The sequence below is a fragment of the Campylobacter sp. genome, from assembly GCF_017646085.1.
Classification (GTDB): domain Bacteria; phylum Campylobacterota; class Campylobacteria; order Campylobacterales; family Campylobacteraceae; genus Campylobacter.
The window spans coordinates 1-26,587 of sequence record NZ_JAGCNF010000076.1 but is presented as its reverse complement, the minus strand read 5'-3'; the positions used below and the strand labels follow the sequence as shown (position 1 = coordinate 26,587).

Genomic DNA, 26,587 nt, shown 5'->3' with positions numbered 1-26,587 from the left:
GCACGAAGGAGATATATGCAAAATTATGACAAAGAGGCTGAAGCGCAGGCATTTGAAGAGTTTCAGCGTGAACTAGAGGCAAGATTTAAAGCCGAGGGTACTCCATCAAATTTTATGAAAAATATTGTAGCACTTAGCGCTATAAATTTTAGATTAGCAAAGGCTGTGTATGATTTAAAAAGCAATACTAAATTTTATCTTAAGTATCATAAGGCTACTGCTTTAAAAAACTAAATTAAAAAAGTTATTCACATTTTTTTCACTATGTGAAAATCTCATCAAATACCTATTAATTCGAGCTTTAAACCTTATTTAATTACAGATTAAATTATATAAATTTAACTATTAATGTGAATTTAAATCAATATGTGAATAAATCTCAAATTTAATCACATAAATTCACATCATCCCTCAAAAGTTACCATCTCAGCAGGGTGATTATGTGTTTTTTCCACAAAACGAGTATAAATAGATTGAAATACTAACTCAATAGTTCCAGTTGGGCCATTTCTATTTTTACCGATAATTATCTCAGCGCTTTCTTCTATCTGATTTCTAGTAAATTGTGATTTATACTCTTTGCCATCTTGTTTGGCTTTTTGCTCTTTTTCTCTCTCTTCTTGTTCTAGATACACATCATTTCTATAAACAAATAAAATCGTATCAGCATCTTGCTCAATTGCTCCAGACTCACGCAAATCGCTAAGCATCGGACGTTTATTAGCTCTTGATTCTAGGCTTCTATTTAATTGAGATAGTGCGACTACTGGCAAATTTAACTCCCTTGCAAGCAGCTTAAGCCCACGAGAAATCTCAGCAATCTGCAAATGGCGATCGCTATAGGCTGATGAGTTTGTCATAAGGCCGATATAATCAATCACGCATAGCTTTATCTCTGGATGAGCGCTTTTTAGTTTTCTCATTTGAGTACGAACCTGATGAATAGTAGCATTACCACTATCATAAACAAAAAGCTTTTTTTGACTCATCATATCACATGCATTGCTTAAGCGTTCAATCTCATCATTATCCATATCTGATGTCATAAGATTTTGTAAATTTATCGATGTTTTAGCGCTTAATAGCCTTAACATAAGCTGAGTTGCAGGCATTTCAAGAGAGAAAAATACTACACCTAAGTTTTGGTCTAGTACCTTTTGTACTAAATTTAGCACAAATGTAGTTTTTCCCATACCAGGGCGAGCTGCTATAATAACTAAATCACCATCTTTAAATCCCTTTGTCCGCTCATTTAACTCACGAAATCCAGTATCAAGTCCTACTACATCATGATCTTTGGCAAGCTTTTGCTTATTTAACTCTTCAATTAAATCAACCACAATCTCTTTAGCATTTTTTATCACGCCACTACCTACGCCATCTACTAAAGAGTAAATTTCGCTACTAATCTCATCTACCATATCACGGCCAGGCTTATTTTCATTTACCTTATTTGGAATTTGGTGAGCGACCTTAACAAGTGCACGTTTTATAGAAAACTCTCTAAGTTCTGTAGCGTATTTTTTAATATCTAGGATTGAATTTGTAGTTAAAACAGTATTAAAAACATCTTCATCATATTTTGCACCTAAATGCTTTTTGACAAATGCTATATCGATTGGATCATCTTTATCAAGACAACTCTTCATTGCAGTAAAGATATCAGAATGTCCACGCAGATAAAAGTCATTAGCATCTATAATATCATATATTTCACCTAGATTATCTTGTTCAAATAATATAGCGCTAAGTATAGAGCGCTCCATATCTAAATCATATAAATTTGAGTTTATCTCATTCATTTCTAGCCTTTAGCTCATCATCTATCTCTTGTAAAAATCTATCTACTAGCTCAGACTCAGGCAATCTAGCCACTACTTCTCCATGACGCATTATAAGGCCATTTCCCTTGCCAAATGCAATTGCAACATCTGCACCTTTTGCCTCACCAATTGCATTTACTATACAACCCATTACGCTTATATTTAATGGTGCTGTGATGTGAGCTGTCTTTTCTTCTACTATCTTTATAGCACTTACTAGATCACTTTGAAGTCTTCCACAAGTTGGACACGATATGATATTTAATCCGCTTCTTTGCACTCCACTATCTTGTAAAATTGCCTTAGCAACCCTAATCTCCTCTTCGAGCTCACCAGTAATACTAACTCTCATAGTATCGCCAATCCCCTCCATAAGCAAGCCACCAAGCGCAATAGCTGATTTAATAGTAGCATGAAATACAGTTCCAGCCTCTGTAACGCCTAAATGAAATGGATAATCCACCATTGGACGCAACGCTCTATATGCCGCCATTGTATTTACTGTATCACTACTTTTTAAACTTACTGCAATATCTAAAAAATCAAAATCCTCTAAAAGCTTTATATTATATAAAGCACTTTGTACCATTGCTTCAACACTTCTGCCATATTTTTGTTCAAACTGCTCTTCTAAACTTCCGCTATTTACACCAATTCTTATTGGCAAATTTCGCTCTTTGCAAGCATTTACAACTTTTCTTATCTTTTCTTTGCCGCCGATATTTCCTGGATTTATCCTTATCGCATCAACAAATTCAGCTACAGCCAAAGCATAAAGATGATTAAAATGAATATCAGCTACAATTGGTAATGGGCTAGATTTTTTAATCTCTCTAAGTCCCTCAATATCCTCTTTATTAAACACCGCACAACGCACTATATCACATCCAGCAAAATATAATCTATTGATCTGCTCTAAAGTACCAGCTACATCTCTGGTTTTTCTAAATGTCATTGACTGCACGCTGATTGGTGCATTGCCACCTATTGTTACATTACCTACTTGAATTTGTCTTGTTTTATATCTTTGCATTAGAGTCACTTTAATAATTTTTAAATCCATAAGTCTAGCTAAAATTTAATAAAAATATCGTAAAATTTAACAATTTTACAATAGCGTTGTTAAATTTAAGATTGTTTTAATATAATTTCAAATTTATTTTAAAAATTAATAACTCAAGGTATCTAAAATGCGAAAAATCTTAATTCAAATTCTTAGCTTTACTTTTATATATATGGCAATATTTACCATTATGAGATTTATGATGCTATCTAGCCTGCCAGATATAAATAATAATGGCTGGGGCGAAGTTTTCTTATATGGATTAGGTCACGATATGAGAACATTTAGCACTATATTTTTACCTATTTTCTTATGCGGATTTATAAGCTATTTAAGTGGATTTATTAAGCTAAATTTAATTAAAATTTATCAAATTTTCTCTACAATTTATATATCTACTGTATCATTTATTGTGGCTATTTTTGCATTTATTGGTTACTACTATTATCAAATTTATCAAAATAAGATTGATATGTTTATCTTTGGATTTAAAGATGATGATACCGCTGCTTTAATATCGATTATCTGGAATGATTATCCAGTAATTTTAATACTATTATGTGCTTTGGTTTTTTCTATTTTTTGTGGATATTTAAATAAAAAAATTTTGCAACTCAAATTTAAAAAATCAAACCAACCGATTTGGGTTTTAGTAATTTGCAATATTATCTTGCTTTATGCATATGCTGTAGCACTTCGAGCTCATCCAGTTTATAACGCACTTCGTGCCTCTACATATCAATTTAGCTCATTTAAACCATTTAATGAGATATCTACTAATCCTATTATGGCTCTTTCATGGGCTAGTAAAGAGTATAAAAATCAAGCCAACTTCCCATATGTAGATATTAATAGAGGTAAAGAGCTAGAAAAAAGATTGTTTGATATGTTTGCTACTACAAAACAAAACCCTAATCACGCTAAAATGCATATACATTTTAATCTTATGGAGAGCTTTGGGCTAGGATTACTTCAAGAAGATAAAATTATGCAAAAAATGCTTTTAGGTTCCCTTGATGAACATTTTAACTCTGATTTTGTATTTAAAAGATTTTTACCTTCTACTAATGGTACGATAGATAGTCTAAATAGAATACTATTTCAAAGTCCTATAATTAACCTTACAAGTAGTAAATTTCAAAAACAAAAACTACCTCTAACTCCAATTGATATCTATAAAAAAGCTGGATATAAAGTTATATTTGCTTACGCTGGCAATGCTGCTTGGTATAATGTTAATTACTTCTTAAAAGCTCAAGGTGTAGATGAGATTATAGATGAGACTACTCTAATGCAAGAGTATGAAAATGCCAAAGAATCCAAGCATCCATATGGTATAAAAGATGAGTATATGTATAGCAAAATTTATGAGATATTTAAGCACGCTACGCAACCAACGCTAGTAATATCATTAGGGATTTCAAACCATCCTCCATATTTACATAAAGGTAAAAATGAGCTAATTTTGGATTTAAATAGCTCTGAGATTAGTCGTTATTCTACTGATTTTAAAGCGCTATTAAATGCATATAGTTATGCAAATAATAGCTTTGGAGATTATCTAAATAGGATCAAAAATAGTAAATTTAAAGACAATATAATTATAGCTGCATCTGGCGATCATGCAAATAGAGAGTATAAATTTGATCATAAAAATGAAAGCGCCTTTGGAATTAGCGTGCCTTTTTATCTATATATTCCACAAGCCTTGCAAAACAATATCTACTATGATAAGAATAGAATTGGTTCACATAAAGATATATTTCCAACCTTATATAATCTTAGTTTAAATAGTACTAAATATCTAAGTATGGGCGGCAAAGATATGTTATCTAAACCTAGCGATCATAGAAATGAATTTGCAATGCATATAGATGTTTGGGCTGATAATGATGGAATTTATCCAATATCTAACACTGTTGGGTATAAATTTCAAAACAATCAAACACTAAAAAATAGCAATGATAGCTTTGAACTTGATAAACAAAAATCTGAATTTCATAAATTATATGAGGAATTTAGCTACTATCAACTAGCTTGGAGATTAGGTCTTGTTAAATAAAATTTGATTTGACTAATGCGAAAATAAAAACCCGCTTTAAAAAGCGGGTTTATGAATTAATTTTCTAATTTGTAGTTTTCAATTAGATTGAAGTTTAGATATTTATAGATCTCATCTTCTTTTCCTGCTAGTTTAGCTGGAACGATCTTCATATACTCTTCTACGCTTGGTAGTCTACCTAGCATAGCGCATACTGCAGCTAGCTCAGCAGAACCTAGATAAACTTGAGCACCCATACCCATACGGTTATCAAAGTTTCTTGTAGAAGTTGAGAATACTATCGCATTATCTGCAACTCTTGCTTGGTTACCCATACATAATGAACAACCAGGAACTTCTGTTCTAGCACCTGCAGCACCAAATAAAGAATATCTACCCTCAGCTCTTAATTGCGCTTCATCCATTTTTGTCGGTGGAACAACCCATAATCTAGCTGGAACTTGGCCTTCACCTTTTAAAACCTCTGAAAGTGCTCTATAATGACCGATATTTGTCATACAGCTACCAACAAATACTTCATCAATATTTTTAGGGCGTTTAGGGTCGTTTAAAATTTCACTTAGCGTAGCCACATCATCTGGATCATTTGGACATGCAAGAATTGGCTCAGTAATCTCATCCATATTAATCTCGATTACAGTGTGATATTTTGCATTTTTATCAGCTTGTAGTAGCTCTGGATTTTCTAGCCATTGTTTCATCTTATCACGGCGACGAGCTAGAGTCTTATCACTACCATATCCAGCTTCAATCATAGCATCAATTAGTGTAATATTTGATTTTAAATACTCTATTACTGGTTCTTTATTTAGAGCGATTGCACATGCCGCAGCACTTCTTTCAGCACTTGCATCACTTAATTCAAATGCTTGTTCAACTTTTAGATCAGGTAGTCCTTCAATCTCTAAAACTTTACCAGCAAATACATTTACTTTACCTTTTTTCTCTACTGTTAGTAGACCTTTTTTAATTGCATAATATGGTATTGCATTTACTAAGTCTCTTAGAGTAATACCAGGTTGCATTTTTCCAGTAAATCTTACTAGTACAGACTCAGGCATATTAAGCGGCATTGAACCTAAAACAGCAGCAAAAGCCACTAAACCAGAACCAGCTGGGAAGCTAATACCAATTGGGAAACGTGTATGAGAGTCGCCACCAGTACCAACGCTATCTGGTAAAACCATTCTATTTAACCATGAGTGGATAACACCATCACCTGGTTTTAGACTTACACCGCCACGACTAATCATAAAATCAGGTAGAGTTTTATGCATTAAAGCATCAGTTGGTTTTGGATATGCTGCTGTATGGCAAAAGCTTTGAAGCACAAAATCAGCTGAGAAACCAAGGCTTGCAAGCTCTTTAATCTCATCTCTTGTCATTGGGCCAGTTGTATCTTGGCTACCTACTGTAAGAGTGATAGGCTCTACATACATACCAGGGCGAACGCCATCAATACCGCATGCACGACCGACCATTTTTTGAGCTAGTGTATATCCTGCGCTCTCATCAGTTGCTGGTTGAGCTGGTTTAGTAAAGATATCTTCAGCACCCATATTTAATTCAGCTCTAGCTTTTGCGCATAGACTTCTAGCGATAATTAGCGGAATTCTACCACCTGCTTTTACTTCATCTTTTAATGTATTTGGCTCAAGATTAAATGTTTTAACCACAGCGCCATCTTTTACGATTTCACCTTTATGTGGATAAATTTCGATTTTATCGCCAGTCTCTAGACCATCTACATTTACAATAAGTGGTAAAGCACCACTATCTTCTGCAATATTAAAGAATATTGGAGCAATGATGCTTCCTAAGATTACACCGCCTGTTTTTTTATTTGGAATTCCTGGAATTTCACGGCCAATATGCCACTGAATAGAGTTGATACCACTTTTTCTTGAACTTCCAGTTCCTACTACATCACCTACATAAACAACTTCACGACCACTTTGTTTTAACTCAGCAATTTTTTCTAAGCTACCTGGTTGGCGTTTCATTAGCATTGCATTTGCATGAAGCGGGATATCAGATCTACTAAATGCTTCACTAGCTGGACTTAAATCATCTGTATTTGTCTCACCAGGTACTTTAAATACTATAGCTTCTATCTTTTCTGGAATATCAGATCTAGATTTAAACCACTGTGCCTCAGCCCAACTTTTAATAACTTCAGCTGCAAATTTATTACCTTCTTTAGCAAGAAGTGCTACATCATTAAAATAGTCATGAACAAAAATTGTATTTTTAAGCACATTAGCTGCAGCAGCTGCTACGCTCTCATCGCTACTTCTTAGACTAGCTACAAGTACAATTACGCTATATCCGCCAAGCATTGGCTCAAGCATTTTTACAGCATCAGTTTTGCTAATTAAGCTACAAGCTAAACCATGATTTATAATTTCATTTAAAAACTCAGCCTTAACTTTTGCAGCATCATCAACACCTGGATTAACACGATTTGCAAGTAGGTCTACAAGCTCAGCAGTTGGTGCTGATTTTAATAGTTCACATACCTCTTTAGTCTGCTCTTTAGTAAGAGGAAGTGGTGGAATACCAAGTTTTGCACGCTCTTCTTTAGCGCTATTGTATTGTTCAAAAAAGCCCATTTACATCCTTTAAAAAAAATTTTGATAATTCTACCAAAAAAATTAAAAATTTAGTAGTAAAAAATAACTTAGATTTTATATTTTAGTATATTTTAAATTTTCTATAATCCAAATTTAGAGAAAATATAAAAATAGCTATCAAATTATGACAAAATTTAATAGCTATTTGATTACTTTAAAAAGCTAAATTTACCTACTATGGTTAAAATCTAGCACGAAGTCCCATATTTTTATACTGCTCGATCTCAGCAATATACTCAGCATGCTGTTTATCAAGCTCATTTGTTAGATATGAGATTAGCTTAGCATCTGATTTTTTATGACCTGAAACTAATGAGACAAATTTAAGATAAGGAATTGCATCAGAAGGTACACGCCCACGATTTTTTGCTGGAATTGGGAATTTTTGAATGAAATACAGCGATGCTTTTGCTATCTCTTCTTTAGTTGAATCCTTATCAGATACGATAATTAGTAGATCTTCTAAAGTGATCTTTGGTTCATCCTCTTTTTGTTGAGTTGTCTGTTTTGGTGCGCTTGAGCCGCGGCTGAGCGATTTTATCACAACCACGACAATCACACCCAAAACGACAGCTACTGTAGCCATCGCAATAAATATAATACTTTCGTTCAACTTAAACCTCCTAAATTTAGTTACAGTCTAGCGCTATATGACCTTTTGCGATAAGCAAGTAGGCTAATAACTACCATTACCACAAGTGCTATCCAGACAAAATTTGGTATTGGTACAGCATCTCCTGCAGCATAACTATGCATACCAACAAGATAAAAATTCACTCCAAAATATGTCATAATAATCGCACTATAAGCAAACATTGATGCTACAGCAAAAGCATATTGCGAATTTACTCTTGGTATAAATCTCATATGAACTACAGCTGCATAAACTAAAATACTAACTAAAGCCCAAGTCTCCTTGCTATCCCAGCCCCAGTATCTTCCCCAGCTCTCATTAGCCCATACTCCGCCTAAAAAGTTACCAACAACAAGCAAGCTAAGACCTAAAATCATCGCCATTTCATTAATTCTTGTAGCTTCAATTATATTTCTTGTCAATTCTTTGTTTTCTTTTTTGCCTTGAAGCGCAAACAGTACTAAGGTAAATAACCCAAGAAGAGAACAAAGCCCTAAAAATCCATAACTAGCTGTAATTACACTAACATGTATTGTTAACCAATAGCTTTGTAAAACTGGTACAAGATTTGTAATTTGTGGATCAAGCCAGCTAAGATGTGCTACAAATAGAGTTACACCAGCTAAGATAGAAGTAAGCGCAAGCGATATAGCTGAACTTCTAGCAAACATCGTCCCACTAAATGCTAAACACCAAGCTATAAATACTAAACTCTCATATCCATCGCTCCATGGTGCATGCTCAGCAATATACCATCTAAGACCCATACCAATAGTGTGAACAATAAAGGCTAGGATATTGATCCAATATGCAATTTTAAAAATTAAATTTATCTTAATTTTAGGACGCAGCATCTTAACAAACACTACTATTAAAAGTGCTAAACCAGCTAAAAGATATACTGGAGTTAGGTTTTGAAATATCTTATATTTATTAAATGCTAATTCTAAATCTACCCTATTACTAGCTGGCATTACGGTTGCACCAAATTCAGCCTGATATTTTTTAATCGCTTCTATAGCTTCATCGGCTTTACTCCACTCGCCGCTATCTTGTGCTTCAAGTACTGCAGTAAAATATCTTTGCAACATTATAGCTACATTTGATGCCTCTTCACCGCTAAGCTCCATAAGCGCTCCACCAGGACTAAGCCAAGTATTATTATAATCATCTTTTTTAGGTATTACTCTAAACATCTCACCAATAAATACCATATAAAGAATATTTAGTTTTTCATCGGCCTTTATAACATCTTTATCGAAAAGACCTCTAGTAGCTGGCGCTTTACGATTAGCAAGTTCTGTAAATTTGATTAGCTTATACTCTATTTGGCCATCTTTATTAGGACCAAAGAAATCATCAAAACTAGCATATTTTTGGTTTTTTGGAATTCCTAAGACTTTTTTTAATTCATCATCGCTAATTTTTATAATTGGTACTGAACGCCAATTTTCCGAATTTGCCATCATTGATAAAAACACAGCATTAGCACCCATTGATTGGAATTTATCGCTGCGATAAATTTTATTTAAAATCTCGTGTGCCATAGTATCAAATGGTTTCATCCTACCATCTGGACCTTGAATAATCACTGTTGATACCTTATCTATATGACTTTGTGGAATTTGTGGCATTGTTAAAGCGTAGCTATTGTTAGCACCAAATATTGCTAGCCCAGCTATTAAAATCAGTCCAAGCGCCTTAGTGTTTGCTTCATTTACAGCCTTAGCAAGCTTTCTAAATCTTGAATGAGGATTCATAACATTTAATAAAAGCCCCAAAGTTAGCAAGAAATATCCAAAATATGTAGGCCATTTACCTGGATCGCTATTTACTGAAAGTATCGTACCGCCTTCATCAGAATCATAACTACTTTGGAAGAATCTATAGCCTTTATAATCAAGAACATTATTCATATAAATTCTATAATCCATCTTAAAATCTCCATCTTCAACTACAATATCACTACTATAACTCATAGGCGAGTTTGACCCTGGATATCTAGATAACTCAAAATCTTTTAGATATATACTAAATGGCAAGGTAATAGCCATTGGAGACCATGCTGTATAAAATCTTTGTCCGCCAACCTCTACAGGTTCAGGTGGATAGTAGCTTAGCAAGGCTACATCTTTACTCTCATTATTATAGGTTAGTGTTGCTATTATTGCATCAGCGCCAGCTACATTTTCTCCAGCTTTTTCTACACCTTTTATAGCACTTGCCTTCATAGTCTTAGGTGCAAAATTTACTCCACCCATACTGTATAATCTAAGACCAGCAAACTCAACCTCTTTATCTTTTGGTAATTCACCCTTGCTCATATCACTCATAACCATATAGCTGATATCTTGATTGGTTTTAATATAAAACTTACCATCTTTTAAAGAAATTTGAATATACTTACTTCTTGTAGGTTTAGCTCCAAAGCTAAAACTCATATCGCCGACTTCAAATTTATCCCCAAGTTTCATAGTTACTGCTTCGCTATTACTCTCATCAGAAAACAATAGCTCTAAAACTGGCTCTCCATTTGGACTATCAATCCACGCTGGTACTGCATTTGGAATAAAATCTTTATATTCTAATGTAGCTAATTTATCATAGATATTTAATCTTAGATTAAAATCATTACCAACAGTGCTAGATATATATTTTGGCTCTGAGACTGTGTAGGTATTATTACCATCGCTTGAGATCATCTGGATATAGCTTTGCATACTTCTAATCTCGTTGCTTCTATCATTTTCACGGATATTCATCTGGCCTTCAAAACCAAAATATCTTGTAATGCCAGCACCGACTAAGATAAATAAAAAGCTTAAATGAAATATTAAAACAGGAAGTTTTTTGAGGTTAAATAATCTATACTCATAGATATTATAGACTAAATTTACTCCTAAAATTAACTGAATCAGCGCAAACCATCCAGCACCATATACCAAAGCCCAGGCAGTTTGTGTATTATACATACTCTCAATAATTGTCGCAGCACCACTTGCTACACCAAAAATTAAAAAAAATACAACAGCTGAACCCATACTAAAAAATAACTTATGAATAATGCCCATAAATGCCCTTAAGAAAATTTAAACCATGATTATATTAAATGTAAATAAACATTTTTAAAATAATCTTGTATTGAATTTGAGTTATTTTATAGCTCAAATTTGGCTTGCTATCTGCTCAGCCTTAGCTAAAAGCTCTTTTGCTCCTTGATTTATAAACTCATCAGCTAAGATTTCTCCAGCTTCTTTATATTCAGCCTTATTAAAGACTCTTTCATCTTTTAATATCTCTTTGCCATCTGGAGTACCTAAAATTGCTCTAACACAAATTTTATCACCATCTAATCTTGCGCTTACTCCAATTGGAGCTTGGCATCCGCCATTTAATTTATGTACAAATGCTCTCTCAATAGTAGTTTCTATAACGCTCTTTTCATCATTTAAAAACTCAATTGCTTCTAAAATATCAGCCCTATCTACTGCTTCTATGCCCAAAGCTCCTTGCCCCATTGCTGCAATAGTATTAAGCACAGATACATACTTTACCTCTTTAGATAGATCAAGGCGGTTAATCCCAGCCATAGCAAGTATAATAGCATCAAACTCTCCATCTTTGAGCTTAGCAATTCTTGAGTTTACATTTCCACGAAGTGAGATAATTTCTAAATCAGGTCTAAGCGCTAAAAGCTGCATTCTTCTACGCAAAGATGTAGTCCCAACTCTTGCACCACTTGGAAGCTCATCAAAGCATTTAAAATTCATACTTAGCATAGCATCATTTATATCTTCTCTACTACAAACACAGGCTAATTTTAACCCATCTGGAAATGTAGTTGGTACATCTTTTAAACTATGCACAGCAATATCAGCCCTTCCATCAAGCATTGCATTTTCAAGCTCTTTGGTAAATAAACCCTTACCGCCAATCTTAGCTAATGGAGTATCTAAAATAACATCACCCTTAGTTTTCATAGTAATAATCTCTACACTATGACCACGAGCCTCTAACAGATCTCTAATATGATATGTCTGCCAAAGTGCTAATGCGCTATTTCTGCTTGCAATTTTAATATTCATCTATCTCTCCTCTATAATCTCTACATCTATTATATCATCGTTATTATTATTGGTTTGACGATATTGATTTTGAGTATTTTGATACCTAGGAGTACTAAATTTAGAATAAATTTTTAAAGCTAAAGCAACTCCGATCACAATTACCCCAAAAATATCGCTTAACATCCCAGGAATTATAAGGGCCAATCCACCAATAGCAAGCCCTAAACTACCAAATATATCTTTGATATTAAAATAATTCATATTATGAAATAAATTAACAAATCCATAGTTAAATATTAAAAGTACGCCAATAAGCGCACTAAGAAAAATTTCACTAAATAGACTTAAAAATCCAAATTCCAATACATATAAAACAACCAATACTATCTCTAAGAAAATATATGGAAGTAATGAAATTCTAATCATACTAGCTCTTTTAATCTACCTAAAATTTCGCTAGAAGCGACTTTTTCTTTTATTAGACCATCACGAATGATTAGTTCAACCTCATCATTTGCAAGTCCTTTGCCAACAACTACACCAAATGGATTTCCAATCAGTTCAAAATCAGCTATTTTAACTCCAAATCTCTCATCTCTATCATCTAACAATACCTCAATTCCAGCACTCTCAAGCGCACTCTCAAGCTCTAGAGCAAATTTAGCCTGAGTCTCATCTTTGAAATTTGATACAATAATATGAACGCTAAATGGAGCGCACTCTTTTTTCCATACGCATCCTCTTTCATCGTGGCTAGATTCTATCACAACTGCTTCTAATCTACTTACGCCAATACCATAACAACCCATAATAAATGGCTTAGCTTTGCCATTTTCATCTAAAAATGTCGCATCCATTGCAGATGAATATCTATCTCCTAGCTGAAATATATGACCAACTTCGATTCCTTTAGTCATACTAAGAGTACCGCCATCAAGTGCTTTATCGCCAGCTTTTACAGCTACTAAATCCTTAAATCTATCATTATTAAAATTTATAATACTTACGCCAATTACATGATAATCTTTTTGATTTGCACCACAAATCATCTCACTCTCACCATTAAGCTCATTATCAATATAGAAATTCACACCTTCAGGCAAACCAATTGGTCCGCAATATCCAGCTACTAATCCAGCATTTTCAATCTCGTCTGTATTAGCATCACACAATTCTAGCGCACCACAAGCATTTAGCGCTTTTGTCTCTTGCAATTCATCATCTCCACGCAAGAAAAAGATTACAATCTCGCTTTTATCTTCAAAAATTGCCTTTTTAATCACCGCTTTAATAGTATAGAATGGATCAATCTTAAAAAACTCACTAACTTCTAAAATTGTAGAACAATTAGGCGTATGAAATTTTAGCATTCCATTGCTTTGTGGGCGCTCTAAATCGCAAGTACGCTTAGCTCTTTTAGCAGCTTCTACATTTGCAGCATAATCTGAGCTATCGCTTATTAAAATATCATCTTCGCCATTATCAGCAAGAACCATAAACTCCTTACTTCCACTCCCACCAATAGCGCCACTATCAGCTTCAACGCATCTAAAATTTAAGCCAAGTCTAGTAAAAATCTTACTATATGTCTCTTGCATTAGATCAAATTCACGCTTTAAATCATCATAGCTTGAATGAAAACTATAGCTATCTTTCATTATAAACTCACGGCATCTTAAAAGACCAAATCTAGGCCTTGCCTCATCTCTAAATTTAGGTCCAATTTGATATAAATTCAAAGGTAGCTGCTTATAGCTATTTACTCTTCCACGAACCATATCCACAACGCTTTCTTCATGCGTTGGCCCTAGGACAAAATCATTGCCTTTTCTATCATTTAGCCTTAAAAGCTCGCTTCCAAATTTAAAAAATCTTCCACTTTGTTTCCATAATTCACTAGGCACTACAAAGCTCATAGATACTTCATTTGCACCTGCTTTATCCATCTCATCTCTTACGATATTTTCAATCTTTCTAAGTACTTTTTTGCCAAGTGGTAAAAAGTTATAAAGTCCGCTACCAGTTTGCTGAATAAATCCAGCCCTAAGCAAAAACTGATGGCTAGGCAAAGTAGCGTCCTTTGGAGCCTCTTTAAGTGTTGGGATATATAATTTACTAAATTTCATTACTCTTCCTCTTTTAATTCTTTTTTATCAATTTTTATATCAAATAAATACTCAAGCGCATCAAGTATCTCATCATCATTTCTATCTTTTAATCTAATAGTAGGCGTATGTAAAAATGCTTTAAAAACCTGATGAACTAACTTTCTAGCCTCATTTTCATCACAGCATTTTATATAGCCTTTTTTTATTGCTTTTTCTATCTCTTTTTGGGCTATACTTCTAGCTTTAAATCTTAATGCTTTAATAGCTGGAGTGCTATTTTGTGATGAACGCCACTTAAAAAACTCAGCCGTCATCTCTCCTACTATTGCATAGGCTACACCAGCTTGTTCTTCTCGTAAATTTAAATTACTCTTTACTATGCTTTCTAGATCATCAACTGCATAAACACTTATATTATCATAGTAGCTAATATCAATATCCCTAGGCACAGCAATATCAAAAAAATATCTATTAAACTCTACAATCTCTATAAGCTCATCAGTAATAACAGGTATATTAGCACCAGTAGCGCTAAAGATTAATTGATATCTATTTATCAACTCACCAAGACGCTCCCAAGGTGCAATACTAGCCAACTCACCTAATTCATTTTGGAGCTGAGCAGCTCTATTTTGATCCCTATTTACTATTATTACATTTACTTTAGAAGCTATTAAATGCTTGCACGCTAAAGCACTCATCTGTCCAGCACCTACAACCACCGCAGTCATACCGCCTAAATTACCATATATCTCTTTAGCTTTAGCTACTGCTACGCTTGAGACTGATACGGGATTTTTACTAATTGTAGTAGCAGCTCTAATCTTAGAAGCGCATTTGGCTCCAAAATGTATAGCATAGCTAATATTATCACCACAACTGCCATTATCATATGCAAATTTAAACGCCTCTTTAAGCTGTCCTGCGATTTGAGTCTCACCAATAACTAAGCTATCAAGTGAGCTAGCCACAGCAAATAGATGATGAATAGCCCCATCATTCTCATATATATCAGCTCTAAGCTCAAGCGCATCATAAGGTACAAGAGTTAAAATTGAAATAGAATTTAAAATATGCCTAACACACTCATTTATTTTAGATACATAAGCAAAAACCTCAACTCTATTACAAGTGCTAAGAACCATAGATTCAATTATATTCTCATTAGCACTCAATAGGCGCAAAATCTCCTTTTTACGGCTCTCATCACTTAAAGATAGCTTCTCTCTAATACTGATATCTGTATTTTTATGCGTAAAGCTAATACTTATATAGTGCATTAAAACTCCCTATCTATCATACTTGCGACTATATCCTTTAGCTCTTCATCGCTTACTGAGGCTATAGCCTTAGCACCTAAATCTTTAGCAAATTCTTTGCATTTTTGAATGATATTAAACTCATCAAATTTATCTTTAATCCATTTAATTTCACTCTTATCAAGCTCTTTGCCCCATAGGCTTTTTAAAATCTCTTTATCATCTAAATTTAAGGCATTATATAAAAAGATATATGGAAGAGTTGTCTTGCCCTCTTTATAATCACTAAATGCAGGCTTACCAAGAGTTGTCTCATCAGCACTAATATCAAGTATATCATCTACAATTTGAAATGCTAGGCCTAAATTTTTGCCGTAATTTGCATATGAATCACTATCTATACCAGCTATTATAGCTGCACTTTTAGCTGAAGCTTCTATTAAAACAGCGGTCTTTAGCTCGATCATCTTTAGATATTCATCTAAATTTGGACTAAATTTACTACCCATATCTACATCCATCATCTCACCAATGCTTAGATCTAGAACTGCTTTAGATATAATTTTAGCAATTTGAGGATCTAAACTTACAATCTCATAATACCCTTTGGAGTATAAGATATCACCTAGCATTATTGAATTTTTAGAACCAAAAAGCGCATTTATACTAGGCTTGCCACGCCTAATAGTAGAATCATCTATGACATCATCATGTAGTAAGCTTGCTAAATGTATAAGCTCTATTACCGCACATAGCCTAAGCGAAGTCTCATTTTGACCAGCTATTTTTAAAATTAGCTTGCTTCGTAGCTTTTTGCCACTACTAATATTATTAAACATCTCAAGAGCTCTATTATAACCACACTCCTTGACAAACTCATATAAAATCTTATCAACCATAAAACTTCCTATCTATCTGGTATATACTCTATCTCAACTCTAGCACTTTGATCCATTATCAATGCGTCAAATACTACACTTCCATCATAATGTCTATACTCTTTAAAGACTAAATATAAATCCACATTATCTACAAGTGGATTTTTGATAAATGCCAAAATCGGCTGACGATACATCTCTAATCCTCGCCTAAGGCTTAAGACAATCTGGCGTGGATATTTTCTAAATTTAGTATGAACTACTAAATTTGTATTATCATAAAGAGTCCATGAAAACTCAAATTCATCTTTTATTTGATGGCGCCTTTCAAAAAATATAATCTTAGCCTTCTCATCTTTTTTAAGGATAAATTCCTTCTGATGTGTCCATTTTGGAGCTACACCATATAACAACCCAAAACAAAAAAATGGCAAAAGCCAAAGAGTTAATCTACTCATTTTGTGTTAATATTTTCCCTGTAATATCTATATATATATCATTTAGTCCACTCTCCATAGCATCTGGATTTAACGCTTTAAAGCTATCTATTTGAGCTTGTGTAATCCCACTACTCTCAGCTAGCTCTCTTAATGCTACAAGCTCACTAAATAAAATTTCAAGCTCATTTTCTACTATATTTCGATTAGCATTATAGACAATATCAAAAAATTTATCCTTAGGCTGACCACCAAAAATATCATCAAATATCATTATACTCTCCTATCTTATTATATCTCGTTGACCTTTTGAATTTGGCGGAGTTAATACACCATTTTGTTCAAGCTGTTCTATTATGCTTGCAGCTCTATTATAGCCTACTTTTAATCGTCTTTGTAAATAGCTTATAGATGTTTTTTCTTCGCTTAAGACTATCTCCTTAGCCTCATCATAAAGCTCATCTATTTCACCACTAAATTCTCCAATACTGCTATTACTAGCACTATCATCTTTTAAAAAGCTATTTTCATATACTACGCTCTCTTGAGCTTTTAAAAACTCAGCTATATGATCAATCTCTTCTTCGCTAGCAAATGGCGCATGTAATCTAACTACACCAGGGCTGCCAGGTGGCGTAAATAACATATCTCCACGCCCTAGCAAACTCTCAGCACCCATTTGATCTATGTTAACCTTGCTATCGATTTTTTGCCCTACTCTATAGCTTACACGACTTGGTAAATTTGCTTTAATCAGCCCAGTTACTACATCTACGCTTGGGCGCTGAGTTGCTACTATTAGGTGAATCCCGCTAGCTCTAGCCATCTGCGCTAGTCGCCCGATATGAAACTCAACTTCCTTACCACTTGTCATCATAAGATCAGCTAACTCATCAATAATAATTACAATAAATGGCAATGGCTCACCGCCGTCTTTTTTCATCTTTTCATTATAACTCTCTATATTTTTAGTACGAGTTTGGCTCATTATTTTATATCTACGCTCCATCTCAGCAACCAAATTTGCTAGTACAGCAATCGCCTTTTTAGGTTCAGTTATAACTGGAGTTAATAGATGTGGAATATCATTATACAGACTAAATTCAAGCATCTTTGGATCTATCATTATAAGGCGTAAGGTCTTAGGTGAATTACGATATAATAGGCTTAATACCATCGCATTTATACCTACACTTTTACCACTTCCTGTAGTTCCAGCTATTAATAGATGAGGCAGTTTCTTAAGATCAGTGATAAACGGATCACCTACTATATCCTTGCCAAGGGCTAAAGTTAGCTCACTTTTAGCATTTTTATAGATATCACTCTCTAAGATCTCTTTTAGATATATTGTCTCTATATTTTTATTTGGAATCTCTATACCTACTACATCTTTACCAGGGATTGGAGCTTGAATTCTAATAGTTTGAGCCTTTAGCGCCATAGCTAAATCATCTTGAAGAGTTAGGATTTTACTTACTTTTACATGGGCTGCTGGTTTAAACTCAAATGTCGTAACCACAGGACCAGAATAGGTTCTTACCACATCGCCATCGATTTTAAAACGCCTTAATTTATCTAGCAAATCAGCGATTTTTTGATCTATTTCAACCTCATTTATAGCCTTACTACGCTTTGGTGGATCCTTTAAAAAATCCAAACTTGGCAACATAAAATCTTTTGGCTTTTCTATTTTGCCTGTCTCAATTTGGCTTAAAAGCTGTTTATTTTCAGCTACTTCATTAAGGATTATAGCGCCACTTGATGTTGATTTTGGCTCTTTTAACAAAGATATATCAGTATCTTGAGCAATCTCGCTTGGAATTTGGTTTTGCTCATCATCTATATTAAATTCGCTAAATTTATCAACTTCATCTACATTATCTATTTCATCAAGCTCTTTTTGCTGGGATTTTTTTCTAGATTTTGATACTTTAGGCTCAGGTGTAGCGCTTTGTGGTTTAGCTACTTCTAGATTATTATTGTTAAATTTTACCTCTTGAAACTGAGATATCTCTTCATCTTTAGTGCTAGATTCCAAGGCTGAATTTAGGCTAAATTTAGGCATAGATTTAACTACAAATGCCTTTTTTATCATTACATCGAGCCTATCATCAAAACTAAGCCCAAATCCTATAAAAAATATCATTAAAATAAAAATAAATGCCCCAATACTACCAATCACACTCCCAAGCGCCTCATAGCTAAATCCACCAACTACACCACCAGCTATAGGATTAAACATCGCACAAAGCAATAAAAAAGCATAAAATAACATCAGCGATCCAATGACATTTCCAGCTATTTTTAGGCTAAATTTCGTATAAGATTTATATAAATTATAAGCAGGATATAACAAAATAAATGGGTAAAAATATGACGCATAGCCAAATAGTCTTGCATTATACCAGCCTAAAGCGCCACCATAGCTCCCCACAAATGAAGCATGCGGAACGATAGTTGCCACACCAAGATATACAAGCACACAGATAGCTACAACCAGCAAAATCTCTCGCAAAATCGTAAAATCCTTGAATAAAACTTGAAAAGTCCGCTGATTATATCAAAAATTTTGTTATATATTGCTTAGTTTGTATTGATTAAAAAGAGATTTAAATCGCCATTTTAAGCTAATAAAATTAGCAAATGGCGACTATTTTTAAATTTTATAAATACTTTATAATAGCTATATTACATATAATTAAGTAAGCTAATTTTGCTAATCATTGATGAAGTTTGCAGCATTGCTTCAAACTGTGTTAGATACTGTTTATAAATTAGCATACTCTCACCCAAATCAGCGCCAATAACATCATTTTTAATGCTCTCCACATTGACATATAGCATACTAGCTCGTGAGTTAGAACTCTCTAATACATTAGTATATGAACCAATCTGCGTATGGAGTTTATTTACATGGTCTTGGATATGGTCGATTCTCTTTAGAGCGCCTTGGATTCCAGTAGTGCGGGCATTTGTCCCATCTGGATTGCCTCTATAGCTACCATCTCTTACAGCTGCTATCATAGCATCTAAATCTTTAAAAATATCCACACTTGGCTCATCTATGCTAATCATATTATTAGCAGTAAAGTTAAATAATGAACCACGCATTGTGCCGTCTTTGTCTTTGGCAAATTCACCACCCTCGAACTCTTCAAAAATTGTAACTTCGATATTTGTAGCAGTTGAGCTTTTATCGGTGATTTGCATTTGGCCACGATAATTTAATTCTACATTTACACTCGCACTAGCTGCATCTACAGCCTTATTATACGCTTCAAATCTGCCTGTGGCGTAGTCTGTATTGTTTATCACTGTATCTTTTATTTTACTTAACGTATCGGTAATATTAGCACCAGCAGCACCAGCAAAAGCCTCATCAACTGCGTTATTGATAATATCTACAACTGCTTGATCATTTATACCAGCTACTAATTCTCTTTTGACGATATTTGCATTAATTACATTAGGCAGTACGACATTAGCAGCTAAATTATACAACCTATTCATATTAGCATTAAATGCATTTGAAACATCATCCTCAGGCATATTTCCAGCTGCTAACATTGCTACTATATCATTTATTTGCTTATAGCTGATATCATTGGCGCTAGTTACTACACCATCGGTTTTTTGGGTAGCTTCATTGTATTTACCTAGCATGATATTGCCTTGATAAACTGGCTGAACTGGATTACCTTGAGCGTCCATTTTAGGCGTTCCGTCTTGATTGACTTCTTGAATTTTTAATGATGTAGCCTTAGGATCACTAGCAGAGATTGGGTCAGTAAATTGAATTTTTACCTCGTAGTAGTTACCATTTTTAGATTTAATATGCATAGTCATATTGCTATCAGGGTTATCTTGCAGTCCAGCACCAGCTACATCTTTTAGCTTAGTAGCATCGGTGGCAAATGTATTTTTACCCTTGACTACTTGAGAGACTGAACCAGTTAGGATATTATCCTTTTGGGCAAATTGTAGCTTGTTATAGTCAGTAGCATCATTTTTAACCCCTAGAGTGTCTTTAAAGTCACTTTTGATAAATTCAGTTAAATATACTTTGCCATTTTTGACATTTTCTTCGATTGTTTCTAAATCGGTTAAGGCACTTACATCAACCCATGAGCCATCTTTATCACGGACTTTGGTGCTAGACATTTCACGAACTTGATTAGCGTCTTGCGGATTAAATGCTTTAAAATCATCTACACCAATACCATTATTGTTTAAATCCGTTAAATCTAAAGCCGATGGATTAACAACATTTTGTACAGTTTGTCCATTAACTTGCAATTGATTATTCTCTACTTTAATAGTATAAGTAGCACCGCCATTTACGGCTGTAGCAATAAGCGATGTAATTTTTCCATCTGCATCCTTTTCAGTTGTTACCTTATAATTTTGAGCAGTATTTGGATTTATATTAATTTCAAAACCACCCACATTATACTTCTCAGTTGATTGTTGCGGAGTAAGGCCAAATAGATGAAGTTCCATCATCTGATTACCATTTCTAATATCAGTTATTTCGATTTGACCGCTATTATTTAGTGTTACTTGAACTAGTGGATTTTTGCCTTCTTTGTCATTGCCTAGAGCGTAGCCGATATTATCTAGTAGGCTTTGGATAGATGAGTTTGGAGTCATAGTTACCTTAGTAGAAAATGTAGAACCATCTGGTTTTCTACCTTGTAGGAAAAATGTAGTTGGCTGATCTTTTACTGCATCTTCTTTAAAATCATCCTCTTTTGGCGGATTAGCTTTATTAAATTCTTCGCTACGGTAATTAGTACCTATTAAATCTCTTAAATCATTATTCAGCTCAACATATTTGACAGGATCATCAGGATTGGCAAATTTATTATAATTATTAACCAAATTCACATTTGTTGTTATAACCTTTTTATAGTCATTATCCGAGCCTAGAAATAGCGATTGACCGTTGATATTGTAGTTAGAAGTTTGATTAGTGCCAATTACTGCTTTTATACTCTCAGCATTACCATTATAGTTGCCTAAATCATCAATTGGCATAGTATCTAGCGCAGTTCCTGAGAATAGATACTGGCCATTTATCGTGGTATTAGCTATATCGATTAGATTTTGTTTGATACCTTCTAGGTCATTAGCGATAGCATTACGAGAGGTTACATCGTGGATATCATTAGCTGCTTGGATTAGTTTGGTTTTAAATTCAGTTAGCTTTAGCACAAAATCATTTAACGCTTTATCGCTATTTTTTGAAAATTCAGTAGCCTTTAGTGTTGTAGATTCTACTTGTTTGAGTAGATTACTCTCATACTCCAGCCTAGCAGCATCGACATAGATACCGCTACCTTCATAGGCGTAATTGATTTTTAACCCTGTACTAAAAGCCTGCTGAGACTGATATAGTGAGTTGGAGTTTTTTTGGTAGTTATAGACATTATTGAAATTCATAAGCTGGTTGGTTATACGCATTTGCACTCTCCTAAAAATTTAGGAATTTTACAAGCAAATACTATTCCCAAACCAGCAAATTAGCAGGAAATCCCTGCCAAATTATCATAATCCTAGTACATTTACTACTTTTACAAATCCAATAGCAGAACCTATCATCGCTATTGGTAGAGTAATTATCCATGCTAGACCGATTGGCTTTAACATTCCCCAGTTGGCATTACGATTATATAAACCTATACCTAAAACTGCACCGATTAAAACATGAGTTGAGCTAATTGGCAATCCCATTTTAGTAGCTATTAAGATAACAATACTAGCAGCTAGCTCAGCGCTAAATCCGGTAGTAGGCAAGATCTCTGTTAGCTTACTCCCAACTGTAGTAATAACCTCTTTACCTAAAAACCATAGCCCCACGACAAGTGCTACGCCAAATGTAACCATAGCTACTGTAGGGATCACTGTGGTGCTATTGATAGCGCCACTTTTTAATACATCTAAAATCGCAGCAAATGGCCCAACAGCATTAGCGATATCATTTGCACCGTGAGAAAACGCAAAAGACGAAGCAGTAAAGATCTGAAACCAGCCAAAGATTCTATTAATCCCTTTTTGCGGATTATCTCTTTTCATCATATTAACAATTGAGAAGCTAAGAAGATACGCAACTGTGCCAATAACACATAAAATCCATATAGTCTCAATAGTGCTAAAAGTTAAATTCATATGCTTTAGCCCTTTAAATAGCAGTGTAGATGAGATAATCATCGCTGAAACTGCTGCTAAAATCGGGATATGAATTCTCATATATTTCATTGTATCAATTAGTTTTTCTTGACCTTTGAACTCTCTAATCTTATCTCTAAAAGGACCATTACCTGTGATTTTCTCATCATAGCTCATAGCAATAGCTTTAAGCTCTTGAATTTGCTCTGATTCACTCTTGCTAGATAGTTCGTTTATATAGTTCTCTTTAAAGGCTCTTTTTTGTGCTTTTATCGCTTTGATTTGAACATGTAGGTCTAGACTTGGTGTGATAATTTTAGACTTAATATAGCCAAAAACCATATAAGCAATCACCCCGCCCATTAACGGAGATAAAACCCAACTAAGCGCAATGCTGCCAATAGAGCTCCATTTAACCATATCTAGGGTATTGCCATCATTATAATATAGATACCCCATCATAAGACCAGATCCAACTATACCACCTACAATAGCATGAGTAGTAGATACTGGAAGACCCTTTTTAGTCGCTATAAATAGCCAAATTCCAGCACTCATAAGAGCTGAGAGCATAACAGCAGCAAAAACCATAGGATTTATATTGCCGTTATTTGGTAGTGTTACTATACCGCTTCTAATAGTGTTAGTAACCTCAGCACCGGCAAATACAGCACCGCTTAGCTCAAATACAGCTGCGATTATTAACGCTTGTTTAATAGTAAGAGTCTTAGCTCCTACACTTGTACCAAATGCGTTAGCAACATCGTTACCACCAATATTAAAGGCCATAAATAAGCCAAAAACACTAGCTAAAATAAAAAAGATTAAATGATGGCTAGATATATATCCATATCCCCATACAAAAAAGACAACTAAAGAAATGATAAAGACTGAAGCAAAAAATAAATTGTCCTTACCCAAGCAATACCTCCAAATTTTTCTTTTATTTTAGCTTTTTAGCCTTGAATTTTTACTGAATTTATGGCAAATTTGATCGATTCTATATAACTTTCAATACTTGCTTTAGATTGATACGCAATATCAAAAGCAGTTCCATGATCTACGCTAGTACGGATGATTGGCAAATTTAAACTAACATTAATTGAGTGATCAAAATATAAAGCCTTAAGCGGTGCTAAACCTATATCATGATACATAGCTATTAGACGATTAGTAGATTTTAGAGAATTTGGCGTAAATGCAGCATCAGGCACAAGCGGACCAGTAAAAATTTCCTTACCAAGTGTAGCATTGGCTGCTTCTATAGCCATCCTTATCTCTAGTTCTTCTTTGCCTCCAATAGTTCCATTATCACTAGCATGAGGATTAAAGCCTAAGACGCCTACTTTGCTAAATTTAGTTGAAGCATAAAAGTCTAATAAGAAATTTTTAACCTTATTAAATTTAATCTTTTTACTAACATCTCTAAGTGGCGTATGATCACTAAATAGTGCAACATAAAGCTCCTCGCAGCCTAGCATCATAATAGCACTGGTTTTAAAATAATCACTTAGAGCATCAGTATGGCCTTTATATGGAATCTTAGCTTTTTTCCAGCTCTCTTTATTAATTGGCAAGGTTACAAGAGCGCTAGCCTTTCTTTTAGCGGTGAAATGTAGCGCATTTTCAAAGCTAATAAATGAAAATTTACCACTTTTTTTACTTACTTTACCTGGCTTTATCTCAAAATCATCACCACACTCATAAATCTCAAAATTCTTTGGGATATTGATATTTAAGATTTTAGCTGCTTGGTTTAAAAGCTTGGAATTTATAAAATATATTGGTTGGCAAATTTTACTAATCTCTTTATGGCTTTTTAATGCAATCTCAATTCCAACGCCATTTATATCACCTACGCTAATTGCAATTTTGGGTTTCATTTGATTAACTCTTTCATATCTTTTATAGCTTGACTTAATCCAGTAAAGACTGAGCGAGCTATAATACTTTGACCTATATTTAGCTCAAAAATCTCTGGGATATTTGCTATTAAACCTACATTTTGGTAGTTTAACCCATGTCCTGCAGCGACATTTAACCCTAAATTTTTAGCAAATTTAGCAGCCTTTTTTAATCTATCTAGCTCAAATTCAAGCGCCTCTTTAGCGTTTGTATGCTCTAATGATTTTATACTAAATTTAGTCTTTGGAATATTTGAATATGCCATTAAATAGGCATTAGCAAAGCTTCCAGTATGCAATTCAATAGTATTAGCCCCTAACTCTTTAGCTGCTATTATATCATCTGAGTTTGGATCGATAAAAAGCGAAACATCAATTCCAGCCTCATTCATAGCTGCTATGGTACTAGGTAGTTCTGGACTAGCTAAATTTAATCCACCCTCAGTAGTTAGTTCCTCACGTCTCTCAGGAACTATCGTAGCACGATGAGGAGAGAGCTCTAGTACAATATCAGTAATAGCAGTAGCACACTCTAAATTTACTGGAATAGTACAAAGATTTATAATATTTATAGTATCTGTATCATCTATATGTCTGCGGTCTTCACGCAGGTGGATTGTGATCTGATCTGCGCCAGCATTAATGGCAGTAAACATTGCATTTAAAATATTTGGATCATTTACCCTTCTAGCTTCTCTTAATACAGCGACATGATCGATATTTACACCTAGTTTCATATTTATCCTTATGAGTTTATATAGTTTTTTTGTTCTTTAAAATATGGCTTTAGCGCTTCATACGCTAGACCAATTTTTTGAAATTTATCTGTATAGTCTTTTTGAATTTTATCTGATTTAGTAGCGTGACGATCTGGATGATAGACTTTAGTTAAATTTAAATAACTTGCTCGAACCGTCTCATAATCATCACCAACTTCACACCCAAGCGTATGAAAATGCTCTTCTAAAAGACTAGCTAGCATACTAAATCTTCGTTTATACTCTTTAGAATTTAGCACATTAAAACGGCGTTTAAATCGCTCAAATTCCTCCTTATTGTAGTTGAAATTTACTACATATTTAAGATGTTGGCGGCTATTTATAATATTTGAAAGACTCTCTATATCTCTTAGACTTTGCGGAGTAAAAAGTAGCCAATTTTGTCGTGGGTAATATTCGCAATTTACATCATTAAAACCACGCATTAGGTATTTAGCAAATAACTCCTCGCTATTTTTTAAATCAAATAGCACTTTTGACTCTTCAAATCTGATATCTATATCTATTAATACCTGAAGCGAGGTCGGATTTTTATAGACTAGCTTGATATTTTTGTGATGAGTTAGCCAAAACTCCACTCCACTACCGACAGTTTTTTTATACAGATTTGCTATAAATTTTAGTAGATATTTGCGTTGGATGAGCTCATTTTCGCTATAAAATATTATAATTCTATCCCGTGAGCCTATCACATTAGCAAAGCTTTGGCGAATTTTATAAATAAGATTTAGATACAGATCGCAATCATCAGTTACTATAGTAATCGACT

Annotated in this window: 20 protein-coding genes; 2 read left to right on the top strand and 18 right to left on the bottom strand. The window is 34.0% G+C overall.

Annotation, left to right across the window (positions count from 1 at the left end; genetic code table 11):
- Positions 1–234: hypothetical protein (locus J6V67_RS04210; protein WP_291859217.1), on the top strand; the 234-nt coding region annotated here is incomplete at its 5' end.
- A gap of 170 nt (positions 235–404) precedes the next feature.
- On the opposite strand, the gene J6V67_RS04205 is transcribed toward J6V67_RS04210, so the two are convergent.
- Both J6V67_RS04205 and ispG read right to left on the bottom strand, forming a co-directional pair.
- The gene (locus J6V67_RS04205) at positions 405–1,802 is read right to left on the bottom strand and encodes a replicative DNA helicase (protein ID WP_291859214.1); all 1,398 of its coding nucleotides are present in this window, start codon (positions 1,800–1,802) and stop codon (positions 405–407) included.
- Positions 1,795–2,856, bottom strand: a complete 1,062-nt coding sequence (gene ispG / locus J6V67_RS04200; RefSeq protein ID WP_291859211.1) for a flavodoxin-dependent (E)-4-hydroxy-3-methylbut-2-enyl-diphosphate synthase — start codon at positions 2,854–2,856, stop codon at positions 1,795–1,797. The genes J6V67_RS04205 and ispG overlap by 8 nt, the downstream gene beginning before the upstream one ends.
- Positions 2,857–3,013: 157 nt before the next feature.
- Between ispG and J6V67_RS04195 the strand changes: the two genes are divergently transcribed.
- Positions 3,014–4,948 carry an LTA synthase family protein gene (locus J6V67_RS04195; RefSeq protein WP_291859208.1) on the top strand — a complete coding sequence of 645 codons (1,935 nt, stop codon included), beginning with the start codon at positions 3,014–3,016 and terminating at the stop codon, positions 4,946–4,948.
- 56 nt (positions 4,949–5,004) lie between these two features.
- On the opposite strand, the gene J6V67_RS04190 is transcribed toward J6V67_RS04195, so the two are convergent.
- The 16 genes from J6V67_RS04190 to J6V67_RS04115 all read right to left on the bottom strand — a co-directional run.
- Positions 5,005–7,560 carry a bifunctional aconitate hydratase 2/2-methylisocitrate dehydratase gene (locus J6V67_RS04190; protein WP_291859205.1) on the bottom strand — a complete coding sequence of 852 codons (2,556 nt, stop codon included), beginning with the start codon at positions 7,558–7,560 and terminating at the stop codon, positions 5,005–5,007.
- A 202-nt stretch (positions 7,561–7,762) separates the two neighbouring features.
- The gene (locus tag J6V67_RS04185; protein WP_291859202.1) at positions 7,763–8,194 is read right to left on the bottom strand and encodes a hypothetical protein; all 432 of its coding nucleotides are present in this window, start codon (positions 8,192–8,194) and stop codon (positions 7,763–7,765) included.
- 20 nt (positions 8,195–8,214) lie between these two features.
- Positions 8,215–11,286: a cytochrome c biogenesis protein gene (gene ccsA / locus J6V67_RS04180; RefSeq protein ID WP_291859198.1), complete on the bottom strand. Its 3,072-nt coding sequence runs from the start codon at positions 11,284–11,286 to the stop codon at positions 8,215–8,217.
- 93 nt (positions 11,287–11,379) lie between these two features.
- Positions 11,380–12,300 (bottom strand): hydroxymethylbilane synthase, encoded by a 921-nt coding sequence (gene hemC / locus J6V67_RS04175; protein WP_291859195.1) that lies wholly within the window; start codon positions 12,298–12,300, stop codon positions 11,380–11,382.
- A complete protein-coding gene (locus J6V67_RS04170; protein ID WP_291859193.1) occupies positions 12,301–12,708 on the bottom strand; it encodes an FxsA family protein in 408 nt (135 codons plus the stop codon).
- Positions 12,705–14,408, bottom strand: a complete 1,704-nt coding sequence (locus J6V67_RS04165; protein WP_291859190.1) for a proline--tRNA ligase — start codon at positions 14,406–14,408, stop codon at positions 12,705–12,707. Before J6V67_RS04165 ends, J6V67_RS04170 begins: the two co-directional genes overlap by 4 nt.
- Positions 14,408–15,670, bottom strand: a complete 1,263-nt coding sequence (hemA, locus tag J6V67_RS04160; RefSeq protein WP_291859187.1) for a glutamyl-tRNA reductase — start codon at positions 15,668–15,670, stop codon at positions 14,408–14,410. Before hemA ends, J6V67_RS04165 begins: the two co-directional genes overlap by 1 nt.
- Positions 15,670–16,548 (bottom strand): polyprenyl synthetase family protein, encoded by an 879-nt coding sequence (locus J6V67_RS04155; RefSeq protein ID WP_291859184.1) that lies wholly within the window; start codon positions 16,546–16,548, stop codon positions 15,670–15,672. The genes hemA and J6V67_RS04155 overlap by 1 nt, the downstream gene beginning before the upstream one ends.
- Before the next feature lie 8 nt (positions 16,549–16,556).
- The gene (locus J6V67_RS04150; protein WP_086228230.1) at positions 16,557–16,985 is read right to left on the bottom strand and encodes a hypothetical protein; all 429 of its coding nucleotides are present in this window, start codon (positions 16,983–16,985) and stop codon (positions 16,557–16,559) included.
- Positions 16,978–17,238: a DUF2018 family protein gene (locus J6V67_RS04145; protein ID WP_291859176.1), complete on the bottom strand. Its 261-nt coding sequence runs from the start codon at positions 17,236–17,238 to the stop codon at positions 16,978–16,980. Before J6V67_RS04145 ends, J6V67_RS04150 begins: the two co-directional genes overlap by 8 nt.
- A 9-nt stretch (positions 17,239–17,247) precedes the next feature.
- Complete coding sequence (locus J6V67_RS04140; RefSeq protein ID WP_291859220.1) at positions 17,248–19,209, bottom strand: DNA translocase FtsK; 1,962 nt, start codon at positions 19,207–19,209, stop codon at positions 17,248–17,250.
- 446 nt (positions 19,210–19,655) lie between these two features.
- Positions 19,656–22,430 carry a hypothetical protein gene (locus J6V67_RS04135; protein WP_291859172.1) on the bottom strand — a complete coding sequence of 925 codons (2,775 nt, stop codon included), beginning with the start codon at positions 22,428–22,430 and terminating at the stop codon, positions 19,656–19,658.
- Positions 22,431–22,514: 84 nt separating this feature from the next.
- Complete coding sequence (locus tag J6V67_RS04130) at positions 22,515–24,056, bottom strand: inorganic phosphate transporter (protein ID WP_291859170.1); 1,542 nt, start codon at positions 24,054–24,056, stop codon at positions 22,515–22,517.
- 35 nt (positions 24,057–24,091) lie between these two features.
- A complete protein-coding gene (gene pdxA / locus J6V67_RS04125) occupies positions 24,092–25,018 on the bottom strand; it encodes a 4-hydroxythreonine-4-phosphate dehydrogenase (RefSeq protein ID WP_291859167.1) in 927 nt (308 codons plus the stop codon).
- Complete coding sequence (locus tag J6V67_RS04120; protein WP_291859164.1) at positions 25,015–25,776, bottom strand: pyridoxine 5'-phosphate synthase; 762 nt, start codon at positions 25,774–25,776, stop codon at positions 25,015–25,017. The genes pdxA and J6V67_RS04120 overlap by 4 nt, the downstream gene beginning before the upstream one ends.
- Before the next feature lie 8 nt (positions 25,777–25,784).
- The coding region (locus tag J6V67_RS04115; protein WP_291859161.1) for an adenylosuccinate lyase at positions 25,785–26,587 on the bottom strand (803 nt) is incomplete at its 5' end.

Bases quoted from the DNA above. Each gene is read 5' to 3' on its own strand.
- J6V67_RS04205 (WP_291859214.1), bottom strand. From the start codon at position 1,802: ATGAATGAGATAAACTCAAATTTATATGATTTAGATATGGAGCGCTCT.
- ispG (WP_291859211.1), bottom strand. From the start codon at position 2,856: ATGCAAAGATATAAAACAAGACAAATTCAAGTAGGTAATGTAACAATA.
- J6V67_RS04195 (WP_291859208.1), top strand. From the start codon at position 3,014: ATGCGAAAAATCTTAATTCAAATTCTTAGCTTTACTTTTATATATATG.
- J6V67_RS04190 (WP_291859205.1), bottom strand. From the start codon at position 7,560: ATGGGCTTTTTTGAACAATACAATAGCGCTAAAGAAGAGCGTGCAAAA.
- ccsA (WP_291859198.1), bottom strand. From the start codon at position 11,286: ATGGGCATTATTCATAAGTTATTTTTTAGTATGGGTTCAGCTGTTGTA.
- hemC (WP_291859195.1), bottom strand. From the start codon at position 12,300: ATGAATATTAAAATTGCAAGCAGAAATAGCGCATTAGCACTTTGGCAG.
- J6V67_RS04170 (WP_291859193.1), bottom strand. From the start codon at position 12,708: ATGATTAGAATTTCATTACTTCCATATATTTTCTTAGAGATAGTATTG.
- J6V67_RS04165 (WP_291859190.1), bottom strand. From the start codon at position 14,408: ATGAAATTTAGTAAATTATATATCCCAACACTTAAAGAGGCTCCAAAG.
- hemA (WP_291859187.1), bottom strand. From the start codon at position 15,670: ATGCACTATATAAGTATTAGCTTTACGCATAAAAATACAGATATCAGT.
- J6V67_RS04155 (WP_291859184.1), bottom strand. From the start codon at position 16,548: ATGGTTGATAAGATTTTATATGAGTTTGTCAAGGAGTGTGGTTATAAT.
- J6V67_RS04150 (WP_086228230.1), bottom strand. From the start codon at position 16,985: ATGAGTAGATTAACTCTTTGGCTTTTGCCATTTTTTTGTTTTGGGTTG.
- J6V67_RS04145 (WP_291859176.1), bottom strand. From the start codon at position 17,238: ATGATATTTGATGATATTTTTGGTGGTCAGCCTAAGGATAAATTTTTT.
- J6V67_RS04140 (WP_291859220.1), bottom strand. From the start codon at position 19,209: ATGTTTAATCCTATAGCTGGTGGTGTAGTTGGTGGATTTAGCTATGAG.
- J6V67_RS04135 (WP_291859172.1), bottom strand. From the start codon at position 22,430: ATGCGTATAACCAACCAGCTTATGAATTTCAATAATGTCTATAACTAC.
- pdxA (WP_291859167.1), bottom strand. From the start codon at position 25,018: ATGAAACCCAAAATTGCAATTAGCGTAGGTGATATAAATGGCGTTGGA.
- J6V67_RS04120 (WP_291859164.1), bottom strand. From the start codon at position 25,776: ATGAAACTAGGTGTAAATATCGATCATGTCGCTGTATTAAGAGAAGCT.